This is a genomic window from Bradyrhizobium genomosp. I (2014) (assembly GCF_000261685.1).
GTDB lineage: Bacteria > Pseudomonadota > Alphaproteobacteria > Rhizobiales > Xanthobacteraceae > Bradyrhizobium.
In genome coordinates, this window is record NZ_AJQE01000241.1 from 1 (window position 1) to 25,401 (window position 25,401).

Genomic DNA, 25,401 nt, shown 5'->3' on the forward strand with positions numbered 1-25,401 from the left:
CGCGCGGCACCTTGAAGATGGTCTGCGTGAAGGCGTCGTTGAACTTCAGCTCATACGGACGCGTGGTGTCATAGAGCGCGAACTCGCCGGGATGGATCACGGTCTCCCGGCCGTCCTGCACAACGCCACCGCTGCCGCGGTTGCCGAGCGCGATCAGAACAAAATCCTGGTCCGAGCGCGCGATGCGGGAGGGCGTGCGGAAGACGTGCTGGCGGTCCGAGCAGACCTCTGAGCATACGGCCCTGCCGAGCGAGGCCTGCGTGACCGAGCCGCGAAAGGCGTTGCCGAGGTCGGACTTGCAGTCGAGCCCGACGAAGACGTCGCAGACGATGTCCTGCCAGAGGGCGAGCCGCCGATAGCCGGGGCTGCCGTCTGTCGTGAACTGGATTGTCATCTGGACAGCCTCCCTTTGACATCCCGCAAAACGCGGGGAATCCAGCTTGCCGGAGGCAAATCCCGTACCGGCCGGCGGTCCCTTCCCAGTCGAATTTTTGTTCCGCCGTAGTCGAGCGCCCGGCCGCCCGGCTTGGCGAAATAGACTGCATCGGACGCGGCGTCCGATCAACCGGCAATGGAGGCGGGAATGGGCATCGAACATCCGAAATACAAGGTTGCGGTGGTGCAGGCGGCGCCGGCCTGGCTCGATCTCGACGCCTCGATCGACAAGTCGATCGCGCTGATCAGGGAGGCCGCGGAAAAGGGCGCCAGGCTGATCGCCTTCCCCGAGGCCTTCATTCCCGGCTACCCCTGGCACATCTGGATGGACTCGCCGGCCTGGGCGATCGGCCGCGGCTTCGTGCAGCGCTATTTCGACAACTCGCTATCGTATGACAGCCCGCAGGCCGAGCGTTTGCGCGATGCCGTGCGCAAGGCAAAGCTCACGGCCGTGATCGGCCTGTCCGAACGCGATGGTGGCAGCCTCTATCTCGCACAATGGCTGATCGGGCCCGATGGCGAGACCATCGCAAAGCGCCGCAAGCTGCGGCCGACCCATGCCGAGCGCACCGTCTATGGCGAAGGCGACGGCAGCGATCTCGCCGTGCATGCGAGGCCCGACATTGGCCGCTTGGGGGCACTGTGCTGCTGGGAGCATCTCCAGCCGCTGTCGAAATACGCGATGTACGCCCAGAACGAGCAGGTCCATGTCGCGGCCTGGCCGAGCTTCTCGCTCTACGATCCGTTCGCGCCGGCGTTAGGGGCCGAGGTCAACAACGCCGCGTCGCGCGTCTATGCGGTGGAGGGCTCCTGCTTCGTGCTCGCGCCTTGCGCGACGGTGTCGCAGGCCATGATCGACGAACTCTGCGACCGGCCGGACAAGCACGCGCTGCTGCATGCCGGCGGCGGCTTTGCCGCGATCTACGGCCCCGACGGCAGCCAGATCGGCGACAAGCTGGCACCGGACCAGGAGGGCCTGCTGATCGCCGAGATCGACCTCGGCGCCATCGGCGTTGCCAAGAACGCCGCCGATCCCGCCGGCCACTATTCACGGCCGGACGTGACGCGGCTGCTGCTCAACAAGAAGCGGTACCAGCGCGTCGAGCAGTTCGCCTTGCCGGTGGACACCGTCGAGCCCACCGACATTGCCGCGGCGGCGAGCTGATCATTGCAATCGAGGGAGGGTACGGTCATGGAATCCGCAATTCCTCTGCATCTGAAGACAGAGCGCACGCGCCATAAACGCGTGCCGGACGACTACCAGCCGCCATATCCGTCCTTCGTGGCGCGCTACAAGCCGGCCGTGAGCCGCGTCGTGATGGCCTATTTCGGCGTGCAGTATCGCGGCGCGGCGCCGAACGCCGCGACGGAGGCGCTTACCGAAATCGCGCGCCGGTTCGGTGCGGCAAGCGGGCCTTCGCATTGGGACCGCGCCCGTTACCTCGACCAGGCCGGATACGAGACCACCATCTCGGTTGCCTATTGGAACGATATCGCGCGTTTCGACACTTGGTTCGAACCGGCGCGCGAGGCCTGGACCGGACAGCAGTGCGAGGACCTCGGCACCTTCATCGAGGTACTGCGTCCCAGCGTGGCGCGGCACGAGACGCTGTTCTCCTCGCTCGACCGCCCCCAAAGGGGTTGCCGCAATTGCCGATGGGATGAGCGGCGAGGTGCAGGAGCACGCCTATTGGGGCGGGATGCGCGACCGTATCCCACTGTCGCAAACCGATGCGATGGCGCCCGGCAGCGCGCCCGAGCTGATCCGCGACGGCGCGAGGCTGCGCGTGAAGGCGCATGACAATCTCTGCCTGATCCGCTCCGGGCAGGACTGGAGCGATACCGAGGCGTCGGAGCGACAGCTTTATCTCGACGATGTCGAGCCGGTGCTGCGCGAGGGCATGGATTTCCTGCGCGACGACGGCCTCGCGATCGGCTGCTACGCCAACCGCTACATGCGCGTGCTCGCGGTCGACGGCAGCGTGAGCGAAAAGTCTTACGGTCAGAGCTGGTGGAAGAGCCTGGCGGCGCTGGAGCGCTGGGCGGAGTCGCATCCGACCCACGTCAGGATTTTCGGTGCGGCGATGAAATATCTCTCCACGCTCGGCCCCTCAGCCAGGCTGCGCCTGTATCACGAGGTCACGGTCGCGGCTGCGGACGAGCAGTTCTTCGAATATTTGAACTGTCATCAGAAGACCGGCATGCTGGCGGCGGTCGAGACTACCGGCGCCTAAGCGACACAGTGACCGAGCAGTTCGGGATGCGCGGAGCAGATGTGATGCGCGCCAGCATCGCGTAGCTCGGCCTCGCTGCCATAGCCATAGAGCACGCCGATTGCGGTCATCCCGTTGGTCCTGGCGCCGACCATATCGTGGCTGCGGTCGCCGATCATGACCGCGCTGTTCGCATCGACCTTGGTCTCGTCGAGCGCATAGCGAAGCAGGTCGCGCTTGTCGACGCGCGTGCCATCGAGCTCGGAGCCGAACACGCGCTCGAAATACGGCTTCAGGCCAAAACGATCGACGATGCGGGCGGCGTAGACCGCGGGCTTGCTGGTCGCGACGAACATGCGCCGACGTGTCGCTGCGAGCGACGACAATGTATCCGTAATTCCGCTGTAAGCCTCGTTCTCGAACAGGCCAATATCGCTGAAGCGCTCGCGATAGAGCAGGAGCGCACGGTCGGCGAGCTCATCGGTTCCGGTGAGCTTTCTGAGGCTCGCAAGCAGCGGAGGGCCTATGCACCAGGTCAGTTCGTCCTCGCTCGGCACCGGAACGCCGAGCCGTTCCAGCGCATACTGGATCGAGCGGGTGATCCCGGGCTTTGGATTGGTCAGCGTGCCGTCGAGATCAAAAAAGATTGTCACCATCAGGCGGGACCTGCGTTGATACTGCCGTCTGTTGCTAGTTGGCTGGGGTTCCAAGTCAAGGTCCGATTTGTCCGATAGCGTCAAATGCCATGCGAATAGTTCGGGTTATCGCTGTCCTGTGCCAGGCCCTCGTGCTGTCGCCGGCGCTCGCGGAGGAGACGCCGCCCCCCGCGCCGCCTCCGAATGCCGAGGAGCCCGCGAAGCCGGCGGAGAAACCCAAAGACGCCCGCGAGAGCGACACTCGGGAGTCGATCTGCCTGGTCGTGGAGGCGGCCGCGCGCGAGGCCAATCTCCCGCTCGAATTCTTCGCCCGGGTGATCTGGCAGGAAAGCCGCTTCCAGGCCGATGCGCTCGGCCCCATGACGCGCAGCGGCGAGCACGCACAGGGAATCGCGCAGTTCATGCCGGGCACCGCAAGCGAGCGCGGGCTGCTCAATCCGTTCAACCCGGTGCAGGCACTGCCGAAATCGGCGGAGTTCTTGAACGAGCTGCGCAACCAGTTCGGCAATCTCGGCCTTGCCGCGGCCGCCTACAATGCCGGTCCGCGGCGCGTGCAGGAATGGCTCGCCGGCACCGGGCCGATGCCGGAGCAGACCCGCAACTACGTCTTCGCGATCACCGGCACGAGCGTCGACGCCTGGGCCAAGGCAGGCGGCACCGGCAAGGGACCGCCGAGTTCACCGCCGACCAGCTGCCGTGATCTGATGGCGCTGCTCAAGCGTGCGCCGAACCCGTTCGTCGCCGAGCTCGAGCAGCATGTGGAGCTTGCCGCCGCAAAGGTCTGGGGCGTGCAGCTCGCGGCCGGCTTCGACCGCAACAAGGCGCTGGCGATGTATTCCAGGGCGGTCACGAAACTGAGCACCGTGATCGGCGAGCGTGATCCGAGCCTGCTAAGCTCGGTGATGCGCAGCCGCGGCACGCGCGCCTTCTACCAGGTACGCATCGGTGCGGATACCCGAGCCGAGGCCGACGATCTGTGCAACCGCATCCGCAAGGCGGGCGGCGCCTGCTTCGTGCTGAAGAACCGCGGCGTGAGCGGGTAGCTCCGCTCGTCATTCCGGGGCGCGCCTCCTTGGGCGCGGGCCCGGAGTCCATCGGGCCGCAGAAATCGGTGGAATGGATTCTCAGGTGCGCAATTGCGCAGCATAGCTCGCGACTTCGTCGCGCCCCGGAATGATGCCGGTGGGTGCCGCGCGCCACGTGCGCATGCCAGCCCCGCCGCGGGCTTCCTTGACGTCAACCGCCGCATTGCCCGTTATGCGGGCACGATTCCGTAATCCCGGCCAAAAACTCCGTGGCGCTTCCTCCGCTCGATTCACCTCAATGGCAAAGTCCCTGGCGCGCCTTTGCGTGGGGACTGCGCTCGATCACGCAGACGATCCTCACCATCGTGCTGTTCGTGACCTATCTCGGTATCGGCGCGCTTGCCCACGACACCCATTTCAGCCTGGCCTGGGCGCTCGCCTCGACGCTGTTCGTCTGGGCGGGCCCGGCGCAGATCATTCTGATCACCACGCTCGGCTCCGGCGCGACCATCATCCAGTCCGCGATCGCGGTCACCGTCAGTGCGATCCGGCTGTTTCCCATGGTGGTCTCGGTGCTGCCGCTGATGCGTACGCCGACGACCAAGCGGCGCGAGCTGTTCTTCGCGGCGCATCTCACCGCCGTGACACTGTGGGTCGAATGCCATCGCTTCCTGCCACAGGTGCCGCGCGAGCGGCGGATCGCCTTCGTCAACGGGCTTGGCTTCGGTCTGGTCTCGGTGTGCCTCGTAGCCAACACCGTCGGCTATTTCCTCGCCGCCAACCTGACGCAGACGCTGGGCGCGGCGATCCTGCTGCTGACGCCGCTGTCCTTCCTGTTCTCGACCGCGCGCAACAGCCGCGAGGTCGGCGACGTCGTCGCGCTGGCGCTCGGGATCTTGCTCTATCCGCTGGCCGCGAAGATGAACTCCGGCCTCGACATCCTGATTAGCGGCGTCGTGGCCGGCACGATCGCCTATGGCGTGCATTGGTGGCGGGAGGTGCGCGCATGAGTTTCGCGCAGCTGATCGGCGACTGGCACGCGCTCGTCGTGCTGTTCGTCGCCGGCGTCGTGCCCAACCAGATCTGGCGCATGCTGGGCCTGTGGTTCGGCGGCGGCATCGACGAGGGCTCCGAGCTGCTGGTCTGGGTGCGGGCCGTCGCGACTGCGATCCTGGCCGGCGTCATCGCCCAAATCGTGGTCGAGCCGCCGGGGGCGCTTGCCACCGTGCCTGACGTCCTGCGCTATGGCGCGGTCGGTGCCGGGCTCGTCGTCTTCCTGCTGACCCGCCGCTCGATCTTTGCGGGCGTGGTCACGGGCGAAGTCTTCATGCTGGCCGGCAAGTGGTGGTTGGGCTAAAACCGCCGGCGAACAGCAAGGAACTGGAAATATGGTTCGCGAACAGGAGCTCCGCGAGGGCGAGGTCGCCATCGATCTGCCGCCGACGCAAGATGCCGGCCTCGTCTTCATCGGCCGTATCCGCACCCCCTGGACGTCGCGGCTGGAAACGCCGCGGCAGGGGCGTCAGGATGGCCCGATATGCCGCCTCGAGATCTTCGAGCCATTCGCGCCGGCGATCAAGGGCGTCGATTTCTACAGCAATCTCGAAGTGCTCTACTGGCTCGACAAGTCGCGCCGCGACATCATCCTGCAAAGCCCGAAGAACAACGAGAAGACCCGCGGCACGTTCTCGCTGCGCTCGCCAGTGCGGCCCAATCCGATCGGCACGTCGATCGTGAAGCTGGTCGGTATCGAAGGCAACGCGATCCTGGTGCGCGGGCTCGATTGTCTCGACAACACGCCGCTGATCGACATCAAGCCCGACCGCTGCGAGTTCACCCCATTGGCCGCGCCGCAGAAGGGTGATTTCGAGACGGAGTGAGGGGCGCACCCCTCTAAGCCCGTCATTGCGAGGAGCTCTTGCGACGAAGCAATCCAGACTGTCTCCGCGGAGGGATTCTGGATTGCTTCGCTACGCTCGCAATGACGGGGTGTGTGGCGTTAGCCCCCCTTCAACGCCGCGGTCAGCTTCGCGGCGTGCTCTTCCAGCACCTTGGCGTCTTCCTTGCGGCTCGCCGGCGGCAGCATGGCGACGCCGTCATGGCGCGGCATCACGTGCATGTGCAGGTGAAACACCACCTGACCGCCGGCGGGCTCGTTGAACTGCTGCACGGTGATGCCGTCGGCGTCGAACGCTTTCATCGCGGCGGCTGCCATCTTGTGCGCGCCGCGGGCGACATGGGCGTAGTCGTCGGGCTTGATGTCGAGAATGTTGCGGGCAGGGGCCTTCGGGATCACCAGCGTGTGGCCTGGCACGCGCGGCATGATGTCGAGGAAGGCGAAGACGTGCTCGTCCTCGTACACCTTGTAGCAGGGCAGCTCGCCGCGCAGGATCTTTGCAAAAATGTTGTTGGTGTCGTAGGCGGTCATGGCAGCTCCTCGGCGGCTCCTCGAGATTTTGCGCTTACTGTCACCAGCAGCGGCGAGGCGTCAAGGCGCCTCGTCGGCGCCCTTGCGGAACGGGCCGAGCTCGGCCAGCTCCCGTCCGGCCTCCGCGACATAGGCGCGCTCGCGCTTGAGGTAATCGTCGATGGCGCGGCGCAGGCCGGGGTCGGCGATGAAGTGCGCCGAATGGGTGGTGCGGGGCAGGTAGCCGCGCGCGATCTTGTGCTCGCCTTGCGCACCGGCCTCGACATGCCTGAGGCCGCGTTTGATGGCGAAGTCGATCGCCTGATAGTAGCAGACCTCGAAATGCAGGAACGGATGATGCTCGACCGCGCCCCAGTTGCGGCCGAACAGCGTGTCCGAGCCGATGAAATTGATCGCGCCCGCGATCCAGCGATCGTCGCGGCGGGCCATGACCAGCAGCACGTCCTTGCTCATGGTCTCGCCGATCAGCGAGAAGAATTCGCGCGTCAGGTAAGGCCGGCCCCATTTGCGCGAGCCGGTCTCCATGTAGAATGCGAAGAAGGCGTCCCAGGCATCCTCGGTGATGTCCTTGCCCGTGAGCCAGTGGATGGTGATGCCGGCGGCCAGCGCATCGCGCCGCTCGCGCTTGATCGATTTGCGGTGGCGGGAGTTCAGCGTCGCCAGGAAATCATCGAAGGTCGTAAAACCCTCGTTGCGCCAGTGGAACTGCTGGTCGGTGCGCTGGAGGAAGCCGTGCTCGGCAAGCAGCTTCCATTCGGTCTCCTGCGCGAAGGTGACGTGGACCGAGGATGCCTTGCTGACGCCGCACAGCGCCACCAGCCCGCTCGCCAGCGCCTCCGTGATGCGCTCGCGGGCGATGCCGTCGCGGACCAGCAGGCGCGGTCCCGTCGCCGGCGTGAAGGGAACCGAGACCTGGAGCTTCGGATAGTACCGCCCGCCGGCACGCTCATAAGCATCCGCCCAACCGCGATCGAAAACGTATTCGCCCTGGCTGTGCGATTTCAGATAGCAGGGCACGACGCCGACGACATGGCCGTCGACCTTGGCCACGAGATGCCGGGGGCCCCAGCCGGTGCGTATGGTCGCCGAACCCGAATTCTCGACGGCGGAAAGAAATGCGTGAGAGACGAACGGGTTATAGGCAGGTTTTGAGAGGCCGGGAGAATCGCCTGGATGGGCGGATGAGGTTCCCGGGCCATGCCCATTGCAAGCCTTCTCGTTAAGAGCCTTGTCTGTAAGGGTCTTGCCGGGATTGGCGCAGGCGTCCCACTCCTCGGGCGAGATTTCGCCAATGGACGGTACGGCCTCGAGCGTAATTTCGGATGATGCCATTGCGTCCAAGATCGTGCATTGCAGCAGCGACTTCAAGGGGCGGGAACAGGGGTCCTCGTGCCCCGGACGCAGCGCAGCGCTTCTTCAGCGGTGCGCTGCAGAGCCGGGGCCCATGTTGCAGCGGATTCGTGAGATGCGGGTCCGGGCTCTGCGCCGCAACGCTAAAGCGTTGCAACTCGTCCGGGACACCACGAGAGGTACACATGCCCTTACGGCACGAACCCCTCGAAGATCATCTGATCCGCATATTGCCCGACCCGAGCCCGCTGCTCCGGGGTACGCACGGTCCAGCCAAGCAGGGCGCAACCGAAGACGTTGCGGGCGATCCAGGGCGCGGGGGCCGGGAGGTGATCGACCTTGAAGGCGACGAAATGCGGCTGGGTCTGGAAGCCATGGCGCAGATACAGCATGCTATCGCGCTGCGCCTTGGTGAGCTTGGCCCAGTACTCGTCCTCATAGGTCCGCTGCGCGACGATGCCGCGCGGACGGGAGGGCAGCAATTGGCGTAGCGCCAGCACCTGGTCGGGATCGAACGACATGCCGACCGCGGGGCCGTCATAGGACGCCAGCACCTCGGCCATCCGCTTCACCAGCTTGCGGTCGCCGCCAAAATGGCTCTTCACCTCGATCACCAGCGGCACGCGGCCGGCGACCATGGCGCAGAGATCGCCGAGCGACATCATCCGCTCATCGGTATCCCTGAACTTGACCGCCTTCAGCTCCGCCGCGGTCTTCGAGATGACGTCCCCGGTGGCCTCGGTGAGACGGCCCAGCGCGTGGTCGTGATGCACCATGGCTTCGCCGTCGGCCGAGAGCTGGATATCGACCTCGATGGAAAAATTGCCCGCAATCGCAGCCTGCACCGCACCCGGCATGTTCTCGACGATGCCGCGCGAGATGTCATGCAGGCCGCGATGGGCGACCGGCCGGGCTGTCAGCCAATCCGGAGCACGCATTCGCGTCAGGCGACCTCGAACACGCCCTCGACCTCGACCGCCGCATCGGCGGGCAGCGAGGCGACCCCGACGGTGGTCCGGGCATGGCGGCCCTTGTCACCGAAGGCGGCGACCATCAGGTCGGAGGCTCCGTTGAGCACCTTCGGCCCATCGAGGAAGTCCGGCGCCGAGTTGATGAAGCCGCCGAGGCGCACCACGCGGACGACCTTGTCGAGATCGCCGAGCGCCGCCTTGACCTGGGCCAGCAGGTTGACTGCGCAGCCGCGCGCCGCCGCCGCGCCGTCCTCGATCGAGACGCCGGCACCCAGCTTGCCCTTGGCGATCAGCTTGCCGGCGGGGTCGAAGCAGACCTGGCCGGAGACGAACAGCAGATTGCCGGTGCGCACGAACGGGACGTAGTTGGCGACGGGGGTGGGGGCCTCATGCAGCTTGATGCCCTGTTCCGCCAGTTTCTGCTCGACCGTGCCCGCCATGTCCGACCTCGTTGTCCAAAATCATTTGCCCCGGCGCGTCCTTTTGAGGGCCGGGCGCGCCCTGTTTCGCCCATCGTGCGGCCACATGCAAGCAATCGGAGGGCGGGTGCATTTTGTCGAGGCAGAGCAGCAGGTTCAACGCAAAGGGCAACTTTACGTGAAACGGCCTCAGTTGCGACGCAATGGAACGGTCATTAAAATGTCGAATCTGCGCTTTCCTCAGGGAACAGATATGGTGCACCTTTTCCGGACTTCGCTCGGTGTGATGGCGCTCGCGGCGGCCGCTTTCGGCCCCGGCGGCGGGGCGCTGGCCGCCAACGGTCCGTTCCTCGCGCACCAGGCGCTCTACGACCTCAGCCTCGTCAAATCGCGCTCCAGTTCGGTCAACAACGCCCGCGGCCGCATCCTCTACAATTTCACGGGGAACGCCTGCGAGGGCTATACCTCGGAATTCCGCCAGGTCTCCGAGCTCGACAGCGGCGAGGGCAAGGTCACGCTCAGCGATCTTCGCTCCAATTCCTGGGAGGATGCCGCCGGCAAGAGTTACCGCTTCAAGATCGAGACGCGCATGAACGAGGCGGCTGCCGGCCGCGTCGACGGTTCGGCCGAGCGTGACGGCGACCATATCAACGTCAAGCTGAAGCTGCCGGCGCCGAAGAGCTTTACACTCGACGGCAAGATCGTGTTCCCGACCGAGCAGATCCAGCGCATCATCGCCGCCGCGAAAGAAGGAAAATCGCTGCTCGAGCTCTCCGTCTATGACGGATCCGATGACGGCCAGAAGGTCTACAACACGCTGACCGTGATCGGCCAGCCGATCCCCGCCGACCGCGCTACCGCGTCCGATCCATCCACGTCGGACGAGCACATGAAGTCGCTCAAGCGCTGGCCGGTCACTGTCAGCTATTTCGACCGCGACGCCCAGCAGAAGGAAGGCGAGCAGACGCCGGTCTATGCGATGTCCTTCGAGCTCTATGAGAACGGCGTCTCGCGACAGCTCGTGCTCGACTACAACGACTTCGTGATCTCGGGCGCGATGGGCAAGTTCGACGTCAAGGACAGCAAGCCCTGCAATTGAGCTCAGCCGTCATTCCGGGGCTCGCGAAGCGAGAACCCGGAATCTCGAGATTCTCAGGAGCGCAATTGCGCTCCGTAGTTCGGTCCTGCGGACCGCCCCGGAATGACAGCGAAAGTTATTCGGCCGATTTTCTTCCGCTGGCGTCATTGCGAACGCAGTGAAGCAATCCAGAATCTCTCCGCGAAAGGATTCTGGATTGCTTCGTCGCAAGAGCTCCTAGGAATATCGGGACTGGCTCTCCGTTCCCTCTCCAGCTACGCTCTCTCCCAACCACAAACTCCGGGAGCCATCCTATGCCCAAGCTCGACCATCTCCGCCCCAGCGGCCTGCATCACAATCCCGCTTATTCCCACGTCGTCACCGCTTCCGGTGCGCGCACCATCTACATCTCCGGTCAGGTCTCGGTGGACGAGGAGGGACGGATCGTCGGCGAAGGCGATATCGCCGCGCAGACGACGCAGGTGATGCAGAATCTCGGCCACGCCTTGAAGGCGGCGGGCGCAAGCTATTCCAACATCGTCAAGATCACGACCTTCGTCGTGAACTACAAGCCGGAGCTGCGTCCCGTCATCGGCAAGGCCCGTTCCGCCTTCTTCGAAGGCATGGAGCCGCCCGCAAGCACGCTCGTCGGCGTCTCCGCGCTCGCCGCGCCGGAATGGCTGATCGAGATCGAGGCGATCGCCGTTGCGGATTGAGGTTTGGATCCAGAAGCCCGAATGAAGCGCCAGCGTAATCCGGGCTACGTTGACCTCGGGCTGGACATCTCTCGCAGAACGGCCATCGCCTCGTCGGTCCGGTCAACCGGCACGAAGAGATGGTCGTGGTGGAAGGCTGACACGGCGTTCACGCTGATGCCGGCTTTGGCGAGACGGGCCGTGATCGCCGCCAGAAAGCCCACCGCATCGAGCGCGGAGTGAACCGTCAAGGTGATCAGGCGCGAGGGAAATTCATGGCGCAGCCCGGCACGTTCGGCCTCCTCGCGCAGTATCACCAGCGTTGTTCCTTCGCCTTCGCGGAACGTCAGCATCGGGCAGATGGTGGTTGGAATGCTCGCACTCGGCGCAAGCGTGCAAAACACGAAGATGCCGTCCAGGATCTCCGGCCTCATGTTACTCAGCAGCGCGTCGAGATCGCGTTCGCCTGTCACAGTGCCAGTCCCCGAACCGGTAAGATCGTTTGAGCCCCTGCGAAGCTAGCGGCGCCAGCGGCTGTTGAAGTCCTGGTCAACATACCTTTGTATATCTCCTCCAATCCTTCTCATGCGCTGATCCTTACGCTGGTACAATTGAGCGACGGCGGGAGATTCTTACAATTTGAGTCCGCTCGGGTCACTGCGAGGAAGCTCAAATGAACGTCGTCATTCGAAAGCTCAACGGCTTGTGGCACCTCATCGTCGGGTCTTGCCAGATCCGAACGCCGTTCCTGGAGACTCAGGATCGGCAGCTGGTCGTTCAGTATGCCCGGCGCGCCTATCCGGGTGCACGGATATTCGAACGCGACTGAGTCGAGCAGGACTAGATCACTCCTGCGCCTTCTCCGGCCCGTCATACGCGATGCCACGGATCACCGCGGCGCTGCCGAACTTCTTGCGCAGGGTGTCCACCGCGCGTTCGGCGTGGGCGGCGCGGCGGTCGAGCATGTCGGTGTCGTCGGCGGGCGAGCCCTCGCGCAGCGCGCTGACGCCGGCACCCATCAGGCGGAAGGCGGTGCCGTCGATCTCCCTGGCCAGCATCTCGCGGCAGATCGAGAATATCTTTGCGGCGAGCTGGGTCGGGGCGGCGATCGACTGCGAGCGGGTGCGCTGGCGGAAATCGGCGGTCTTCAGCTTCAGCGTGACGGTCGAGCCCGCAAGCTCGCTGCTCTTGAGGCGAGACGAGGTCTTCTCGCAGAGCCGCCACAGGATCTTCTCCAGCGTCGGGAAATCGCGGATGTCGGTCTCGAAGGTGGTTTCGCTTGAAATCGTCTTGGCGCCGCGGTCGGGCTCGACGCGGCGCTCGTCGATGCCGCGGGCGAGCCGCCACAGCCTGCGGCCGTCGCTCGGAAACTGCCGCATCATCTCGATCTCGTCGGCCTTTTGCAGGTCGGCGATGATGCGGAAGCCGCGCTGCACGAGGCGCTCCTGCGTCGCCGGCCCCACGCCGAAGATGAAGCCGACCGGCCTCGAAGCCAGCATCAGACGGGCTTCCTCCTGGTCGAGCGCGGCAAAGCCGCGGGGCTTGTCGAGGTCGGAGGCGATCTTGGCCAGGAACTTGTTGCAGGACAGGCCGACCGAGACGGTGATGCCGATGTCGCGCTCGACGTCGCGGGCAAAGCGCGCCAGTACCTTTGCCGGGATCATGCCGTGCACCCGTTCGGTGCCGGAGAGATCGAGGAAGGCCTCGTCGATCGAGAGCGGCTCGACCAGCGGCGTGAGCGCCTGCATGGCCTGCCGTACCTCGCGGCCGACCCGGACATACTTCGCCATGTCCGGCCGGATCACGGTCGCATGGGGGCAAGCCTCCAACGCCATGTACATCGGCATCGCCGAGCGCACGCCATAGGTGCGCGCGATGTAGCAGGCGGCCGACACCACGCCGCGTTTTCCCCCGCCGATGATGACGGGCTTGTCGGCGATGTCAGGGTCGTCACGTTTCTCGACCGTCGCATAGAAGGCGTCGCAGTCGATATGGGCGATGGTCAGCGAGGCGAGCGCCCTGTGGCGGACGAGGCGAGGGGAACCGCAGGCCGAGCAGCGCCGCACGCCCATATCCAGATCGGCCAGACAGTCCCGGCAGAAGCAGCGGGGCCCGGCCGGATCGGGGATGCTCACGGCACGTCGCGCTCCCAGGAAGGGTCGCCAAGCGCGTCGCCGAGGACCTGCCGCGCTGCAGCAACGTTGGTCGGATGCAGTTCCGCGGCCTGCGCAAAGGCCTTCACGGTGGCGTCATCGCGCAGCACGAAATCGAGCACGCTGAGGAGGAAATTCGGATCCGCAGCGGCATTGCGGAGGGTCTCCGGACCCACCCCGGTCTCGGCCAGGAACAGGCCCAGCCGCTCGGGCTCGCCCGCGACAAAGGATAGGGCCTGAATCGCAACGATTTCAGCGACTTCGCGGGGGTTGTGAACAGGCTTTTTCACGGGCCCGATTTGCCTTTCCGTTAACTTTCGGTGTCTACTTTGCATCATGCCCGAGTCTCGTGCCTGAGTCTTGCGAGGCGAGGCAAGCAACTGGAAACCACATCGCAGAAAGTGGCCCCTCGGGTTTAACGAAACTCAAGCGAATCTGAGGCTAGTTTGAATCCAGTTTTCGAAGCGCCGGGAAGCGGCGTCTGAGGCGTCACATGTATCCGGCTTCGTGCCAATCAGGAGGGCGGGATGGCTAAGACCGTCCTGATCGTGGAAGACAACGAGCTCAACATGAAGCTCTTCCGCGACCTGTTGGAGGCCCACGGCTACCAGACCTCCGGCACCAGCAACGGCTACGAGGCGCTCGATCTCGTTCGCAAGATGCGGCCCGACCTCGTGCTGATGGACATCCAGCTGCCGCAAGTCTCTGGGCTCGAGGTGACGCGCTGGATCAAGGACGATCCTGAACTGCGCACCATTCCCATCGTCGCGGTCACGGCATTCGCGATGAAGGGCGACGAAGAACGCATCCGCGAGGGCGGCTGCGAGGCCTATTTGTCCAAGCCGATCTCGGTCGGCAAATTCATTGAGACGGTCCGGCGTTTTATCGGATAGGAAGTGAGTTCAAAGTGTCCGCGCGTATCCTGGTTGTCGATGACGTTCCCGCCAACGTCAAACTCCTCGAGGCCCGCCTGTCCGCCGAATATTTCGACGTCATGACCGCCTCGAACGGCACCGAGGCGCTGGCGATCAGCCGCCGCGCCGAATGCGACATCATCCTGCTCGACGTGATGATGCCCGACATGGACGGTTTCGAAGTCTGCCGCCGCCTCAAGACCGATCCGGCAACGCATCACATTCCCGTCGTCATGGTGACGGCGCTCGACAGCCCCGCCGACCGCAATCGCGGGCTGGAAGCCGGCGCCGACGATTTCCTCACCAAACCCGTCTCCGACGTCGTGCTGATCGCGCGCGTGCGCTCGCTGACGCGGCTGAAGATGATGACCGATGAGCTGCGCATGCGCGCCATCACCTCGCTCGAGATCGGCATGCAGGCGCCCGAGCGCAGCGCCGTGGCCGACACCGGCAAGGGCGGCCGCATCCTCCTGGTCGACGATCGCGAGTCCTCCTATGAGCGGCTGGCGACCATCCTCGCCGCCGAGCACACCATCGACGTCGAGCCGAATCCGACGGAGGCGCTGTTCCACGCCGCCGAGGGCAATTACGACCTCCTGATCGTCTCGCTCGACCTCAACAATTTCGACGGCCTCAGGCTGTGCAGCCAGGCGCGCTCGCTGGAGCGCACGCGGCACGTGCCGATCCTCGCGATCGCCGATCCCGAGAATTCGACGCGGCTGCTGCGCGGCCTCGAGATCGGCGTCAACGACTATCTGCTGCGTCCGATCGACAAGACCGAGCTCCTGGCCCGCGCCCGCACCCAGATCCGCCGGCGCCGCTACACCGATCATCTGCGCGACAACGTGCAGAACTCGATCGAGATGGCGATCACCGACGCGCTCACCGGCCTGCACAATCGCCGCTACATGGAGAGCCATCTGGCAACGCTCGCCGAGCAGGCCTCCACCCGTGGCAAGCCGCTGGCGCTGATGATCCTCGACATCGACTACTTCAAGTCGATCAACGACAATTACGGCCACGACGCCGGCGACGACGTCCTGCGCGAGTTCGCGGTGCGCGTGCGCAAGTCGATCCGGGGCATCGATCTCGCCTGCCGCTACGGCGGCGAGGAGTTCGTGATCGTGATGCCGGAGACCGATCTGCACGTCGCCGGCATGGTCGCCGAGCGCCTGCGCCGCTCGATCGCGGGCGAGCCCTTCGCGATCCACAAAGGAGCGAAGCGCATCGAGGTCACGATCTCGATCGGTCTCACCACGCTGGAGCGGAAGGGCGAGGCGGTCGCCGACGTCCTAAAGCGCGCCGACACCGCGCTGTACCGGGCCAAGCACGACGGCCGCAACCGGGTGGTGTCGCAGGCGGCATGAGGCTGCCTGCGTACAAGAACTGCGAAAACAACCCCATGCACAGTAGCCGGCGTTAGCCGGATCAATGGGTTATCCGGGCTGCAAAGAGGCATGCGCTGGTGGCAGCGTAGTTTGACTTGTCGGGCAAAACAGGCGCATGTTGGTAGGGTCGGATAGTGGGGCTGCTGCTGCTGCTACACCCCAGCTGTCGTCCCCGCCTGGTGCGCAATTGCGCACGGGGGCGGGGACCCATAACCCCAGGGAGGGGTTATCGCGCGAGCTGGTCACCACGAGTCTTCGCCAAACAATGGCCTGTGGTTATGGGTCCCGAATCTGCGCTCCGCTTCGCTGCGCTTGTCCGGGACGACAGTGATTTTGTGGCGCCTACTTGCGTCCCTTCGCCAGCTTCCCATCCCCCACATCCACCCCCGCATTGCGCAGCAGCACCTTCGCCGCTTCCTTCGCGGCGCGCGCCATCGCCGGATCGTCACGCACCAAGTCCTGCGCGATGGAGCCGTCGACCAGGAGCACCAGCTGCGTTGCGAGCGCATCCGCATCGGCCACACCGAGCTCGTTCAGGCGGTCGCGAAACCAGAGGCGGCGGCTTTCCTTGAAGGCCACCGCGATCTTCTTCACCGCGCGATCCTGGGGGCCCAGCTCGGCGACCGCGTTCACGAATGGGCAGCCGCGAAAGTCCTTGGCCGCAAAGCGCCGCTCCAGCGAATCGAAGGTGGCGAGAATCTGCTCGGCCGGCGGCTTGTCGGAGGGGCGCGCGCTTACGAAGCGGCGCTCGAGATAGGCCGCGATCAGCGCGTCCTTGGACGGGAAATGGTTGTACAGCGTGCGCTTGCTGATGCCGATCTCGGCCGCGATGGTGTCGACGCCGATCGCGCGAATGCCTTGCAGATAGAACAGCTTGTCGGCGGTCTGAAGGATCCGCTCTCTCATCGTCTGTGGGGCGGGCGGGGGAGCCATGCAGCGGAATGCGTCCTGTTCGCTTGACAGCACCGGCCGACTATAGCCTAAGTACACAGGTCTGTGTAACCAAAATCAACCGATGTCGCAGACGACGGCACGCGTGCCGCGCCGCCGAGGGAGAGAAATATGCCCCTGTTGCAGGTCCTGCGTCCGACATTGCCGATCCTGATCGGCGCCTCGATCATGCTGACGCTCAGCATGGGGCTGCGGCAGAGCCTCGGCATCTTCATGCAGCCGCTGACGCATGACATTCACATTTCGATCTCGGATTTCACGCTGGCGCTGGCCGTGCAGAACCTCGCATGGGGCTTTCTCCAGCCGCCCGTCGGTGCGCTCACCGTGCGCTATGGCTTCCGACCGATCATGATCGCGGGCGCGCTGATGTACATTGCGGGGCTCGCGCTGATGGCAACCGCGAACGGGCTCGTCAGCATCATGATCGGAGCGGGCGTGCTGATCGGCACGTCGCTGGCCTGCACCGCCGCCGCGATCGCGATGTCGGTGGCGGCGCGTGCGGTGCCGGAAACGGTGCGCTCCACCGTGCTCGGCATCGTCTCCGGCGCGGGCTCGCTCGGCGCGCTCTTGTCGGCGCCGATCGGGCAGGTGCTCAACGAGGGGTTTGGCTGGCGCATCGGGCTCGCCGGCTTCGTCATCATGTCGGTGCTGATGATCCCCGCCGCCTGGTATGCCGGCCGCGTCGATAAGGTGCCGCTGCCCAAGCCGGCCGCCGACGAGATCGGCGATGCGACCGCAGCGTCGGTGACGAAGGCGGCATTCGGCAATGCGTCCTTCGTGGTGATGACCTGTGCCTATCTCGTCTGCGGCATGCAGCTCGTGTTCCTCACCACGCATCTGCCGTCGTATCTGGCGATCTGCGGGCTCGATCCGATGCTCAGCGCGCAGACGCTCGGCATGATCGGCGGCTTCAACGTGCTGGGCTCGCTGTTCTTCGGCTGGGCCGGCCAGCGCTGGAACAAGCTGGCACTGCTCGGCGGCATCTACATCCTGCGCTCGCTGGCGCTCGCCTGGTACTTCACGCTGCCGGCGACGCCGTTCTCGACGCTGCTGTTCGGCGCCATCATGGGCTTTTTGTGGATGGGCGTCGGCCCGCTGGTCGCGGGCGCGGTCGCGGAGATGTTCGGCCTGCGCTGGCAGGCGATGATCCAGGGCCTCGCCTTCATGAGCCACCAGATCGGCAGCTTCCTCGGCGCCTATGGCGGCGGGGTGCTCTACGACACGCTCGGCTCCTACACCATGGCCTGGCGCATCGGCGTGGCGCTCGGGCTCGCCGGCGGCATCGTGCAGGTCGCGTTTGCACTGATCCGCCCGTCGCAGCCGCCGGCACCGGTGCTGAAGGCGGCGTAAGCGCGAGGAGGGGACTCAAAGAACGTCTGCTTGGGAGTTTGGAACTGATGCCGCGTTGCTTCGTCGCAATCGACAGATTGTGACTCAAGCCGACGTAGCGCAGGAACGCGCTGCGGGCCGTTTTTTGACCGGAAACGTCCATCACCCTTCCGGCACGCTAGCGAGGCGGAAGCCTTCACACGCGCGCTCGACCCCAGCAAGGAAAGCTCGATTGTCGCTTTGTTGTGCAGTGACGAAGCGACGGATGGTGAAACCTGAGTTGAGCGCAAGTCCCGTTCTTGCAGCGGTTCGCGCCTCATCGAGCGCGCCGGTCAGGCCTAACGCAGCGGCGAGCGCCAAATGAGCGAGAGGAAAGTTTCGATTCGCCTCGGTGCTTCGTCGTAGCCAACTGACCGCTTCGACGTCCGAACCCAGCTGTAGCTTGGCCACGCCTACAAAACACGCCCATAGGTAGGTCTCAACGTCCCGAGGGGAGAGACGTAAAGCCTCCAGTATATGGCCTTCGGTCTCGGCAGCGCGCCCCATATAGAATTTGGCAAAACCAAGGGCCGCATGAGCGCTGGGCCTGTTCGAATCCAGCGCCAAGACATGCTCGAATTCACGGATGCCTTGGGCGGCCCGGTTCGTAAAGATCTGGATCCAACCCCGAGTCAAGTGGGCTGAAGTATGGTTCGGCCTGATCGACAATGCCTTATTCACCATCGCCTCGGCCGCTGCAAACCGCGCAGGCCCGTCATCCGTCGTAAAGCTGGCTCCAACGGCCCTATCAACATTTGCCAGGCCAATCATTGCTTCGACGTTGCCGGGGTCGAACTCTAGAGAGCGTTCGAAGAAGCTCCGCGCTTGCGTCACGCATTCAAGGCTAAACCCGTTCATCAACCAAGCCCGGCCTTGGAAGTACAAATCCATCGCATCAGGGTGCGGCGTACGCTCTGCTCGTCGCGCCTCAGCCTCGATGAGTTGGGCACCTAATGTGTTGGCGAGCCTCGATACGATTTCGTCCTGCATGTCGAACAGGTCGACGACAGGCTTCTCGAATCGCTCGCCCCAAAGATGCTGGCCGCTGATAGCATCAATCAACTGCACGTTTATGCGAAGCCGCTTACCGCTGCGTTGCACTGAACCTTCGAGCACGTAGCGAACGTTTAATTCGCGGCCGACTTGCCGTACATCGACTGCCCTAGCCTTGTATGAGACGGCGCTGTTCCGCGCGATTACAAATGAACCAGCGATGCGCGACAAGTCCGTGGTCAAACTGTCGGTTACACCATCCGCGAAATAGTCCTGCTCACGATCACCGCTCAGATTCGTGAAGGGTAGCACGACGATGGATAGGCGCGGCGGCGTGTCGCCAGTCCGCTCGACTGCGCGAACCGTCTCATTTGCGGGCCTCCGGGCTTCCTGCGCTGCACCAACGAAGCGAAAACCTTTGCGCGGCAATGTTTTGATCAACTGCTGTTTCTCGCCGGTGTCGCCGATGGCGCTCCGGGCGGCATTGATGCGCGTCGTCAGAGCGGCGTCCGAGACGATGCGACCATTCCAGACGCCAGCGATGAGGTCGTCCTTACTGACGACACGTTCCCTGTTCCGGATCAAATAGTTCAGAAGGTCAAATACCTGCGGCGCGATAGAGATTGTCTCGGCTCCTTGCCGCAACTCCCGCCGTTCCGTATCCAGCGTGAAATCCGAAAAGGAGTAAAGCAAATGCATCCTCCTGCGGTACGATCCCACCCGTGGAGCTGATATGTAAGCAGACGGTAAGGAGAATGGAAGGCGCCCGTAAAGCGCTTCTCGTGACCTCGGCGCATCCTCGTACGCAGCTGAACTGCATGAACTGCTTGCGGATCTCGCGTCACGAGGGAGGATGTCATGTGGCGGATGGCTGTACTGACGTGGGCTGCCACTGCAGCGAGGCTCTTGATCTGGGTCGTATGCGTTCTCGCCTCTGCGAACCGCGCTCACGCTCAATGCTCGGCGCGCGATGTGTTGCAGAGGCAGTTAGTACTCAAGGCGGCGCCCGTTGTCCCGACACGCACGGGTCCGGTAACGTCCGTTTCGGATGTTGCCGAATGGAAAACGATCAGCATCGGGACGTTCCCGGATACGTTTGCTCTCCTCACCGCACTGAGTGCGACGGGTTGCGGCGTCGGTAACTCGGCTGCGGAGGCTCTTGCCCGACCTGCGTTTACGCTCAGCGGCACCAGAACGGCGGTAACACTTCTGACAGTGACCGCGGCCGATCTGGGCTTCCGGGGTGAGACGGTGCCATTGCTGCAAATCTACGAACTCGCGCAGCAACTGGGCTTCAGGCTTGCACCGCCCGAAATCGCTCCGCAGCTCAGACTTCAATATCTGGACCAGCCCGTAGGTGAGTTTCTCGTTATCGGGATGAACCCGATCCGGACATGGGCTGGTGAAGAGGTCATCCTGACCGTCGCAAACGGGGGAGCGGGTCTCATTCTCATCGGCCAGGATGGACGCGCCGACGCGGAAATACCAGTGACCTCCCGCTTCGTGTTCCTGCGTTCCTTGCCGATTACGCCAGCTGTGCTGAATCGAAACTGATTTTCCGAGATGGCCGAGGTGACTAAATGCTGGCGATCAGAGCGACGAAGCGCTTGGCAGCTCAAATCTGCCTGCTGCTACTGCTAGTGTCGACCGCAACATTTGCGCGAGATGACGGACGCTATGCGAATTCCCCGCTGAAGCCCTGGTTCGAGAGTCTGCAAAGCGAATTCGGGAAGTGCTGTGAAGACTCCGACGCCTACGTGGTCTCCGAACCGAATTGGAAGTCGGATCACGGACAATACCGCGTTCGCATCGACGACGAATGGGTGCTCGTGCCAGACGGCGCTGTCATCAAGCAACCCAATCTTGCAGGACGGACCATGGTCTGGAAGCACTACATCGATGGACATCCTCGTGTCCGCTGTTTCATTCCGGGCAGCATGACGTGATTCGTCGACCATCGTTTAGTGCAGTGATAGAGCGGAAGTCGGCGGCACCCGGCCAAGCCGACTTGAATGATCATGGGCGGCGTGGAGCCAACGCTTCCGAAACCCCACCCCGTCCTCGTTATCCAGCCGGTCTCCAATGTGCTAGTTTGAAGCTGGCGATCGGCTACTTCCAGGCTTGGCGCACGGGCGCGGGACACGAGACTGCGACGCAGTCTGGCGGGGGAACTGTTGGGTGAAACAGGGGAGAAGGCCCATGAAGGATCTGGCTGGACGGACCGCCTTCGTGACGGGGGCTGCCTCGGGGATTGGCCTCGGGATCGCGACCGCGTTGTCACAGGCCGGGGTGAAGGTCATGCTCTGCGACATCGAGGAACAGGCGCTGAAAAAAGCGGTCGCGGACCTGAAGACACGGACCAACGTCGATGTCGATGACGTGAAAGCCGACGTCTCGCTCAAAGGCGAACTTCAGGCGGCAGCGGACACGACCATCGCGCGGTATGGCAAGATCCACATCTTGGTCAACAATGCGGGCGTGGGCGGCGGCGGCCCGTATGGTGAGTGGACCGATGCCGGTTGGGACTGGGTCCTCGGCGTCAACCTGAGGTCGGTGATCTGGGGCTTCGAGATTTTCGGTCCGCTGATCGAAGCGCATGGCGAAGGAGGGCAGGTTGTTTCCACAGCGTCCGTGGCCGGGCTGATTCCGGGACCAAGTCCGGCGTACGACGTGAGCAAATACGGAGTGGTGGCGCTGTCCGAAGGAATGCGTAAGGTCCTCGCGCCGAGAAAGATCGGAGTCTCTGTTCTGTGTCCGGGCATAGTTCGCACGCAGATCATGAACTCCCGGCGCAACGTGCCGCAGCGATTTGCCGGGGCCGTCGGCAATCCTCCGCCGACGGAAGGACCTCGCGCCGAGTTCATCAAGGCATTCGAGGAACGGATCAGCTGCGGCATTGATCCGCTCTACGTGGGCGAGTTGGTCTGCGAGGCCATCGAAAACGACTGGCCTTACATTTTCACCGATACCGAGCACGAACCCTACATCGACGAGCGCTTCGCGGCGATCAAGCAGGGCTTCGACCGCATCCGCGGCCGAACGCCGCGACGCTAGCTCTCGTGTCTGCTCAGAGTTGTCGGTCACCAAGCGACCCAGGGGATGCGGTCGCTTAGTCGATGCCGCTTCGAGAAGGTTCATGCGGCTCTCGAAAATTTCGCCGCTCCTCAGGGCTTGTATCCAGTCATAGGATCGGTTCTCCGGGCACAATGGCTTTGGCCCCATCGCTGAACGGCTGCGTTGGCGTCAAGGGCCGAGCTGCTGGTCGAATCCGGTCATTGCCGCAAACAAAAGGCACAGGGGGGACGATCATGTCCGCGTTACCACGCCGCGATTTCCTGGCACTGTCGACATCCGTTGCTACGGTCGGCCTCACCGCGCCGGTGCGGGCGGCGATGGGCCCGAACGACAAGTACGATCTGGTGATCCGCGGCGGCGAGGTGCTCGACGCCAGCCAGTCACTGCGCGCCAGACGCGATATCGGCATCCGCTGGGGGGTAATCGAGACGGTGCAGGAAACCATTCCCGCCGAGCGTGCGCTGAAGAGCATCGACGCCTCAGGCAAGCTCGTGATGCCCGGCCTGGTCGATCTGCATTGTCACGTCTATCCTTACGGCTCGGCGATCGGCATTCCCGCTGACGAGCTCGTGCAGTTCCAGGCCACGACGACCGTCGTTTCGGCAGGCGATGCCGGGGTCAACAATCTGGCGGCGCTGCGCCGGTTCATCGTGGCCCAGACCCGGGCGCGGATGTACGCCTTCGTCCATATCGCCAATAACGGCCTGTCGGCGTTCCCGGCTGCCGAGCTGTACAATATCGACGTCGCACAGACCGAAGCCTGCGCAATGGCGCTCGCCGAGAACGCTGATTTCCTGCTTGGGGTCAAGGTGCGTATGTCGGAGAACGTGATCTACAAGCACGGGCTCGAGCCGCTGAAGCGCGGCATCCAGGCGTGCGAGATGTGCGGCTGGCCGGCCAAGATGATGGTGCATATCGGCGGCGTCGAAACCAAGGAGCTGATGTCGCAGATTCTCGATCTGCTGCGCCCGGGTGACGTGCTGACGCATGCCTATTCCGGCGCTCCTAACATGTCCAACGTCTTCACCAATATCGTCCAGGACGGCAAGCTGCTGCCTGCGGCGCTGGCGGCCAAGCAGCGTGGCGTCATGTTCGACGTCGGCCATGGCGGCGGCAGCTTCGACTTCACCGTGGCGGAAGTGGCGATCCCCGGCGGATGCACGCCGGACACGATCTCCTCCGACATCCACGTCTTCTCCGGCAATTCGCCGGGCATTCCGTTCCTGCCCAATGTGATGAGTAAGTTCATGACGCTCGGCTTTACGTTGGAGCAGGTGGTCGCGATGGCCACCACGGCGCCGGCGAAAATCATCAATCGCGCGCCGAAGATCGGTACCCTGCAAGTCGGTGCGCCCGGCGATGTCGCCATCATGGAGCTGGTGGAGGGACCGGTCAGCTTCGTCGACACCCGCAACAACAGGAGGGAAGGGAAGGCCTATCTCAAGCCGATCCAGACCGTGATCAACGGGGTGCCCTTCGGCCGGCCTTATCAAGCGCCGTTCGCGGTCAGATAGAGAGGCGGCCGACGGCGCGCATCTCGGCCGTTCATCTCTCGAGCCTTCCGACGCGATGCCGTGCATCGCATGTCTCGTATCCGAGCGACGACGGCTTGTCGTGGCTCGGAGATTGCGTGTCAAGACGCGAGAGCAGAGGGCTGGTGCTCAACCGCAGCAGAAGACCTGCGGCGAGGAAGAATTAACGCGAGCGTCCCGAGCGCTTGAGATCGGCGACCTTGAACCTGTTGCCGGCCTGCTGGCTGCTGCAGAACCAGTGGGCTTTGTTTCGAAACTCGCCGAGGAACACCTTCGTCTCGACACAATTCTCGTAGGATGAATGGGTGATGGTGTCTCGGCACGTTGGCGACAGGGGTCCATAGTTCAGGCCGCCACCCGACTCGCTGCATCCAATCCAGGGCTCGTTGCCGTGCCGGAAGCTTGATGCACAGCCGCCGTTGCAACTGCTGGCGACTTTCTCCAGGCTGGCAATCCTCCCCATCACAGAACCCGGCGCATACGAAGGCGCACGCGCGGTTGACGTTTGAACGTTGGCGCGGTCCGGCGGGATGCCGTTGTGCTTGCTCCCCGTTCAGACACGTGCGGTCTTGCCACCTGTTGCGGCGCATCGACCGTGACAGGGGGAAGCGTGGCGGCGGGGCCCGTTGGGATTTGCGATGCTGCCGGGGCGCACAGCAAAACCGTCGACAAGGCAGCGATGGTTGAGGGCACGCCGCAGCGCCGGGAGGCGAGACGGCCAAAATAAAACGGGGCCATGGAGGCCCCGCAAAACGCTTCGACGCTTGAGCGGATCTTACTTGATCTTGGCTTCGCGGAATTCGACGTGCTTGCGCGCGACCGGATCGTACTTCTTCTTGACCAGCTTGTCGGTCATGGTGCGCGAGTTCTTCTTGGCGACGTAGTAGAAGCCGGTGTCGGCCGAGGACACGAGCTTGACCTTGATGGTGACCGCTTTGGCCATGTTCTGAACCTCAGAAAATTGGGGAATCTGGAGCCGGCCAAACGGCCCGCGTTGGCCGGCAACCTAGCCAGAAACCGCCTGATGTCAAGGTTTCGGAGCGTTTTCGAGCGAAGTGGGCACCGGTTCGCGTCAAGAAAACGCGTCAAAAACAACAACCTAGAGCCCCGAACGGGGCTCTAGACCCCGAAAACCGCCCAAATCGGCCCAATCAGGCCTCGAAGAACCGGTTTTTCGGCCGCGGCAGGCCCAGATTCTCCCTCAAAGTGGCCCCTTCATACTCCTTGCGGAAAATCCCGCGCCGCTGCAGCTCCGGCACGACCTTGTCGACGAAGTCGTCGAGGCCGGCAGGGACGAACGGGAACATGATGTTGAAGCCGTCGGAGCCGCGTCCGACCAGCCATTCCTCCATCTGGTCGGCGATGGTCCTGGCCGTGCCGACGAAAGACAGGCCGCCATAGCCGCCGACGCGCTGGGCAAGCTGGCGCACGGTGAGCTTTTCGCGCGCGGCGAGATCGACCATGCGCTGGCGGCCGCTCTTGCTGGCGTTGCTCTCGGGGATGTCGGGAAGGGGCCCGTCCGGATCGAATCCGGAGGCATCGGTGCCGAGGATGACGGACAGCGAGGCGATGGCGCTGTCGTAGTGCACGCGGCTGTCGAGCAGCGCGCGCTTCTCCCTGGCCTCATCGACGCTGTCGCCGACCACGACGAAGGCGCCGGGGAGGATCTTCAGATGCTCGGGGTCGCGACCGATCTTCTCGATGCGGCCCTTGATGTCGGCATAGAGCTTCTGGCCGTCGGCGAGGCTGCCGCCGCC

Annotated in this window: 28 protein-coding genes and 1 pseudogene; 16 read left to right on the forward strand and 13 right to left on the reverse strand. The window is 64.0% G+C overall.

Going from position 1 to position 25,401, the window contains the following annotated elements:
- A partial coding sequence (locus tag IC50_RS22545) for an AraC family transcriptional regulator (RefSeq protein ID WP_035709768.1) occupies positions 1 to 394 on the reverse strand: 394 nt, incomplete at its 3' end.
- 189 nt (positions 395 to 583) lie between these two features.
- Here IC50_RS22545 and IC50_RS22550 point away from each other — a divergent pair.
- Together IC50_RS22550 and IC50_RS22555 are read left to right on the forward strand one after the other, a co-directional pair.
- Positions 584 to 1,600 (forward strand): carbon-nitrogen hydrolase family protein, encoded by a 1,017-nt coding sequence (locus IC50_RS22550; protein ID WP_035709769.1) that lies wholly within the window; start codon positions 584 to 586, stop codon positions 1,598 to 1,600.
- 27 nt (positions 1,601 to 1,627) lie between these two features.
- A pseudogene (locus IC50_RS22555) lies at positions 1,628 to 2,669 on the forward strand (phenylacetaldoxime dehydratase family protein).
- On the opposite strand, the gene IC50_RS22560 reads toward IC50_RS22555, so the two are convergent.
- Positions 2,666 to 3,304, reverse strand: a complete 639-nt coding sequence (locus IC50_RS22560; protein WP_035709771.1) for an HAD family hydrolase — start codon at positions 3,302 to 3,304, stop codon at positions 2,666 to 2,668. The pseudogene IC50_RS22555 and the gene IC50_RS22560 sit on opposite strands and share 4 nt — an antisense overlap.
- An 89-nt stretch (positions 3,305 to 3,393) precedes the next feature.
- Here IC50_RS22560 and IC50_RS22565 point away from each other — a divergent pair, with 89 nt between their 5' ends.
- From IC50_RS22565 to tsaA, 4 genes are all read left to right on the forward strand, one after another.
- Positions 3,394 to 4,347, forward strand: a complete 954-nt coding sequence (locus IC50_RS22565) for a lytic transglycosylase domain-containing protein (RefSeq protein ID WP_035709773.1) — start codon at positions 3,394 to 3,396, stop codon at positions 4,345 to 4,347.
- Positions 4,348 to 4,598: 251 nt separating this feature from the next.
- Positions 4,599 to 5,339 carry an AzlC family ABC transporter permease gene (locus tag IC50_RS22570; protein WP_035709780.1) on the forward strand — a complete coding sequence of 247 codons (741 nt, stop codon included), beginning with the start codon at positions 4,599 to 4,601 and terminating at the stop codon, positions 5,337 to 5,339.
- Positions 5,336 to 5,686, forward strand: a complete 351-nt coding sequence (locus IC50_RS22575) for an AzlD domain-containing protein (RefSeq protein WP_035709782.1) — start codon at positions 5,336 to 5,338, stop codon at positions 5,684 to 5,686. The genes IC50_RS22570 and IC50_RS22575 overlap by 4 nt, the downstream gene beginning before the upstream one ends.
- Before the next feature lie 31 nt (positions 5,687 to 5,717).
- Positions 5,718 to 6,209 (forward strand): tRNA (N6-threonylcarbamoyladenosine(37)-N6)-methyltransferase TrmO, encoded by a 492-nt coding sequence (tsaA, locus tag IC50_RS22580; protein ID WP_035709784.1) that lies wholly within the window; start codon positions 5,718 to 5,720, stop codon positions 6,207 to 6,209.
- Positions 6,210 to 6,328: 119 nt separating this feature from the next.
- Here tsaA and IC50_RS22585 read toward each other — a convergent pair whose 3' ends face one another.
- The 4 genes from IC50_RS22585 to IC50_RS22600 form a co-directional block, all read right to left on the reverse strand.
- Complete coding sequence (locus IC50_RS22585) at positions 6,329 to 6,757, reverse strand: HIT domain-containing protein (protein ID WP_035709793.1); 429 nt, start codon at positions 6,755 to 6,757, stop codon at positions 6,329 to 6,331.
- A 60-nt stretch (positions 6,758 to 6,817) separates the two neighbouring features.
- Positions 6,818 to 8,089 carry a GNAT family N-acetyltransferase gene (locus tag IC50_RS22590; RefSeq protein WP_063826472.1) on the reverse strand — a complete coding sequence of 424 codons (1,272 nt, stop codon included), beginning with the start codon at positions 8,087 to 8,089 and terminating at the stop codon, positions 6,818 to 6,820.
- A 209-nt stretch (positions 8,090 to 8,298) separates the two neighbouring features.
- Complete coding sequence (locus tag IC50_RS22595; protein WP_035709796.1) at positions 8,299 to 9,045, reverse strand: glycerophosphodiester phosphodiesterase; 747 nt, start codon at positions 9,043 to 9,045, stop codon at positions 8,299 to 8,301.
- Between the two features lie 5 nt (positions 9,046 to 9,050).
- Complete coding sequence (locus tag IC50_RS22600) at positions 9,051 to 9,518, reverse strand: RidA family protein (RefSeq protein WP_014494672.1); 468 nt, start codon at positions 9,516 to 9,518, stop codon at positions 9,051 to 9,053.
- A gap of 232 nt (positions 9,519 to 9,750) precedes the next feature.
- Between IC50_RS22600 and IC50_RS22605 the strand changes: the two genes are divergently transcribed.
- The gene (locus IC50_RS22605) at positions 9,751 to 10,596 is read left to right on the forward strand and encodes a cell envelope integrity EipB family protein (protein ID WP_035709798.1); all 846 of its coding nucleotides are present in this window, start codon (positions 9,751 to 9,753) and stop codon (positions 10,594 to 10,596) included.
- A gap of 293 nt (positions 10,597 to 10,889) precedes the next feature.
- On the forward strand, positions 10,890 to 11,291 hold the full coding sequence (locus IC50_RS22610) for a RidA family protein (RefSeq protein ID WP_035709800.1): 402 nt from the start codon (positions 10,890 to 10,892) through the stop codon (positions 11,289 to 11,291).
- A 44-nt stretch (positions 11,292 to 11,335) separates the two neighbouring features.
- On the opposite strand, the gene IC50_RS22615 is transcribed toward IC50_RS22610, so the two are convergent.
- Positions 11,336 to 11,743, reverse strand: coding sequence for an ACT domain-containing protein (locus IC50_RS22615; RefSeq protein ID WP_035709802.1), 408 nt, complete (start codon positions 11,741 to 11,743; stop codon positions 11,336 to 11,338).
- 200 nt (positions 11,744 to 11,943) lie between these two features.
- Between IC50_RS22615 and IC50_RS42550 the strand changes: the two genes are divergently transcribed.
- Positions 11,944 to 12,099 (forward strand): hypothetical protein, encoded by a 156-nt coding sequence (locus IC50_RS42550; RefSeq protein WP_008548553.1) that lies wholly within the window; start codon positions 11,944 to 11,946, stop codon positions 12,097 to 12,099.
- A gap of 16 nt (positions 12,100 to 12,115) precedes the next feature.
- Here IC50_RS42550 and IC50_RS22620 read toward each other — a convergent pair whose 3' ends face one another.
- Together IC50_RS22620 and IC50_RS22625 are read right to left on the reverse strand one after the other, a co-directional pair.
- A complete protein-coding gene (locus IC50_RS22620; protein ID WP_035709804.1) occupies positions 12,116 to 13,405 on the reverse strand; it encodes a DNA polymerase IV in 1,290 nt (429 codons plus the stop codon).
- Positions 13,402 to 13,713 carry a DUF3572 domain-containing protein gene (locus tag IC50_RS22625; protein WP_035709806.1) on the reverse strand — a complete coding sequence of 104 codons (312 nt, stop codon included), beginning with the start codon at positions 13,711 to 13,713 and terminating at the stop codon, positions 13,402 to 13,404. The genes IC50_RS22620 and IC50_RS22625 overlap by 4 nt, the downstream gene beginning before the upstream one ends.
- A gap of 237 nt (positions 13,714 to 13,950) precedes the next feature.
- On the opposite strand from IC50_RS22625, the gene IC50_RS22630 reads away from it, so the two are divergent.
- Complete coding sequence (locus IC50_RS22630) at positions 13,951 to 14,316, forward strand: response regulator (protein ID WP_035709808.1); 366 nt, start codon at positions 13,951 to 13,953, stop codon at positions 14,314 to 14,316.
- A gap of 14 nt (positions 14,317 to 14,330) precedes the next feature.
- Positions 14,331 to 15,704, forward strand: a complete 1,374-nt coding sequence (locus IC50_RS22635; RefSeq protein WP_035709816.1) for a PleD family two-component system response regulator — start codon at positions 14,331 to 14,333, stop codon at positions 15,702 to 15,704.
- 363 nt (positions 15,705 to 16,067) lie between these two features.
- Here the strand turns inward: IC50_RS22635 and IC50_RS22640 are convergent, their stop codons facing one another.
- Complete coding sequence (locus tag IC50_RS22640; protein ID WP_035709829.1) at positions 16,068 to 16,658, reverse strand: TetR/AcrR family transcriptional regulator; 591 nt, start codon at positions 16,656 to 16,658, stop codon at positions 16,068 to 16,070.
- 129 nt (positions 16,659 to 16,787) lie between these two features.
- On the opposite strand from IC50_RS22640, the gene IC50_RS22645 reads away from it, so the two are divergent.
- Positions 16,788 to 18,026 carry an MFS transporter gene (locus IC50_RS22645; RefSeq protein ID WP_035709831.1) on the forward strand — a complete coding sequence of 413 codons (1,239 nt, stop codon included), beginning with the start codon at positions 16,788 to 16,790 and terminating at the stop codon, positions 18,024 to 18,026.
- Between the two features lie 141 nt (positions 18,027 to 18,167).
- On the opposite strand, the gene IC50_RS22650 is transcribed toward IC50_RS22645, so the two are convergent.
- Complete coding sequence (locus IC50_RS22650; protein ID WP_081492486.1) at positions 18,168 to 19,736, reverse strand: winged helix-turn-helix domain-containing tetratricopeptide repeat protein; 1,569 nt, start codon at positions 19,734 to 19,736, stop codon at positions 18,168 to 18,170.
- A gap of 273 nt (positions 19,737 to 20,009) precedes the next feature.
- Between IC50_RS22650 and IC50_RS22655 the strand changes: the two genes are divergently transcribed.
- The 4 genes from IC50_RS22655 (at position 20,010) to IC50_RS22670 (ending at position 23,626) form a co-directional block, all read left to right on the forward strand.
- On the forward strand, positions 20,010 to 20,591 hold the full coding sequence (locus IC50_RS22655; RefSeq protein ID WP_347369235.1) for a hypothetical protein: 582 nt from the start codon (positions 20,010 to 20,012) through the stop codon (positions 20,589 to 20,591).
- A gap of 26 nt (positions 20,592 to 20,617) precedes the next feature.
- Positions 20,618 to 20,983: a hypothetical protein gene (locus tag IC50_RS22660; RefSeq protein WP_035709836.1), complete on the forward strand. Its 366-nt coding sequence runs from the start codon at positions 20,618 to 20,620 to the stop codon at positions 20,981 to 20,983.
- Positions 20,984 to 21,236: 253 nt separating this feature from the next.
- On the forward strand, positions 21,237 to 22,091 hold the full coding sequence (locus IC50_RS22665; RefSeq protein ID WP_035709838.1) for an SDR family NAD(P)-dependent oxidoreductase: 855 nt from the start codon (positions 21,237 to 21,239) through the stop codon (positions 22,089 to 22,091).
- 254 nt (positions 22,092 to 22,345) lie between these two features.
- Positions 22,346 to 23,626, forward strand: coding sequence for an amidohydrolase family protein (locus IC50_RS22670; RefSeq protein WP_035709841.1), 1,281 nt, complete (start codon positions 22,346 to 22,348; stop codon positions 23,624 to 23,626).
- A gap of 793 nt (positions 23,627 to 24,419) precedes the next feature.
- Here the strand turns inward: IC50_RS22670 and rpmG are convergent.
- Both rpmG and IC50_RS22680 read right to left on the reverse strand, forming a co-directional pair.
- Entirely contained in the window at positions 24,420 to 24,587 is a 168-nt protein-coding gene (rpmG, locus tag IC50_RS22675; protein WP_007603295.1) for a 50S ribosomal protein L33, read from the reverse strand.
- Between the two features lie 208 nt (positions 24,588 to 24,795).
- Positions 24,796 to 25,401 (reverse strand): LLM class flavin-dependent oxidoreductase (locus tag IC50_RS22680; RefSeq protein WP_035709843.1); only part of this gene is annotated, 606 nt, incomplete at its 5' end.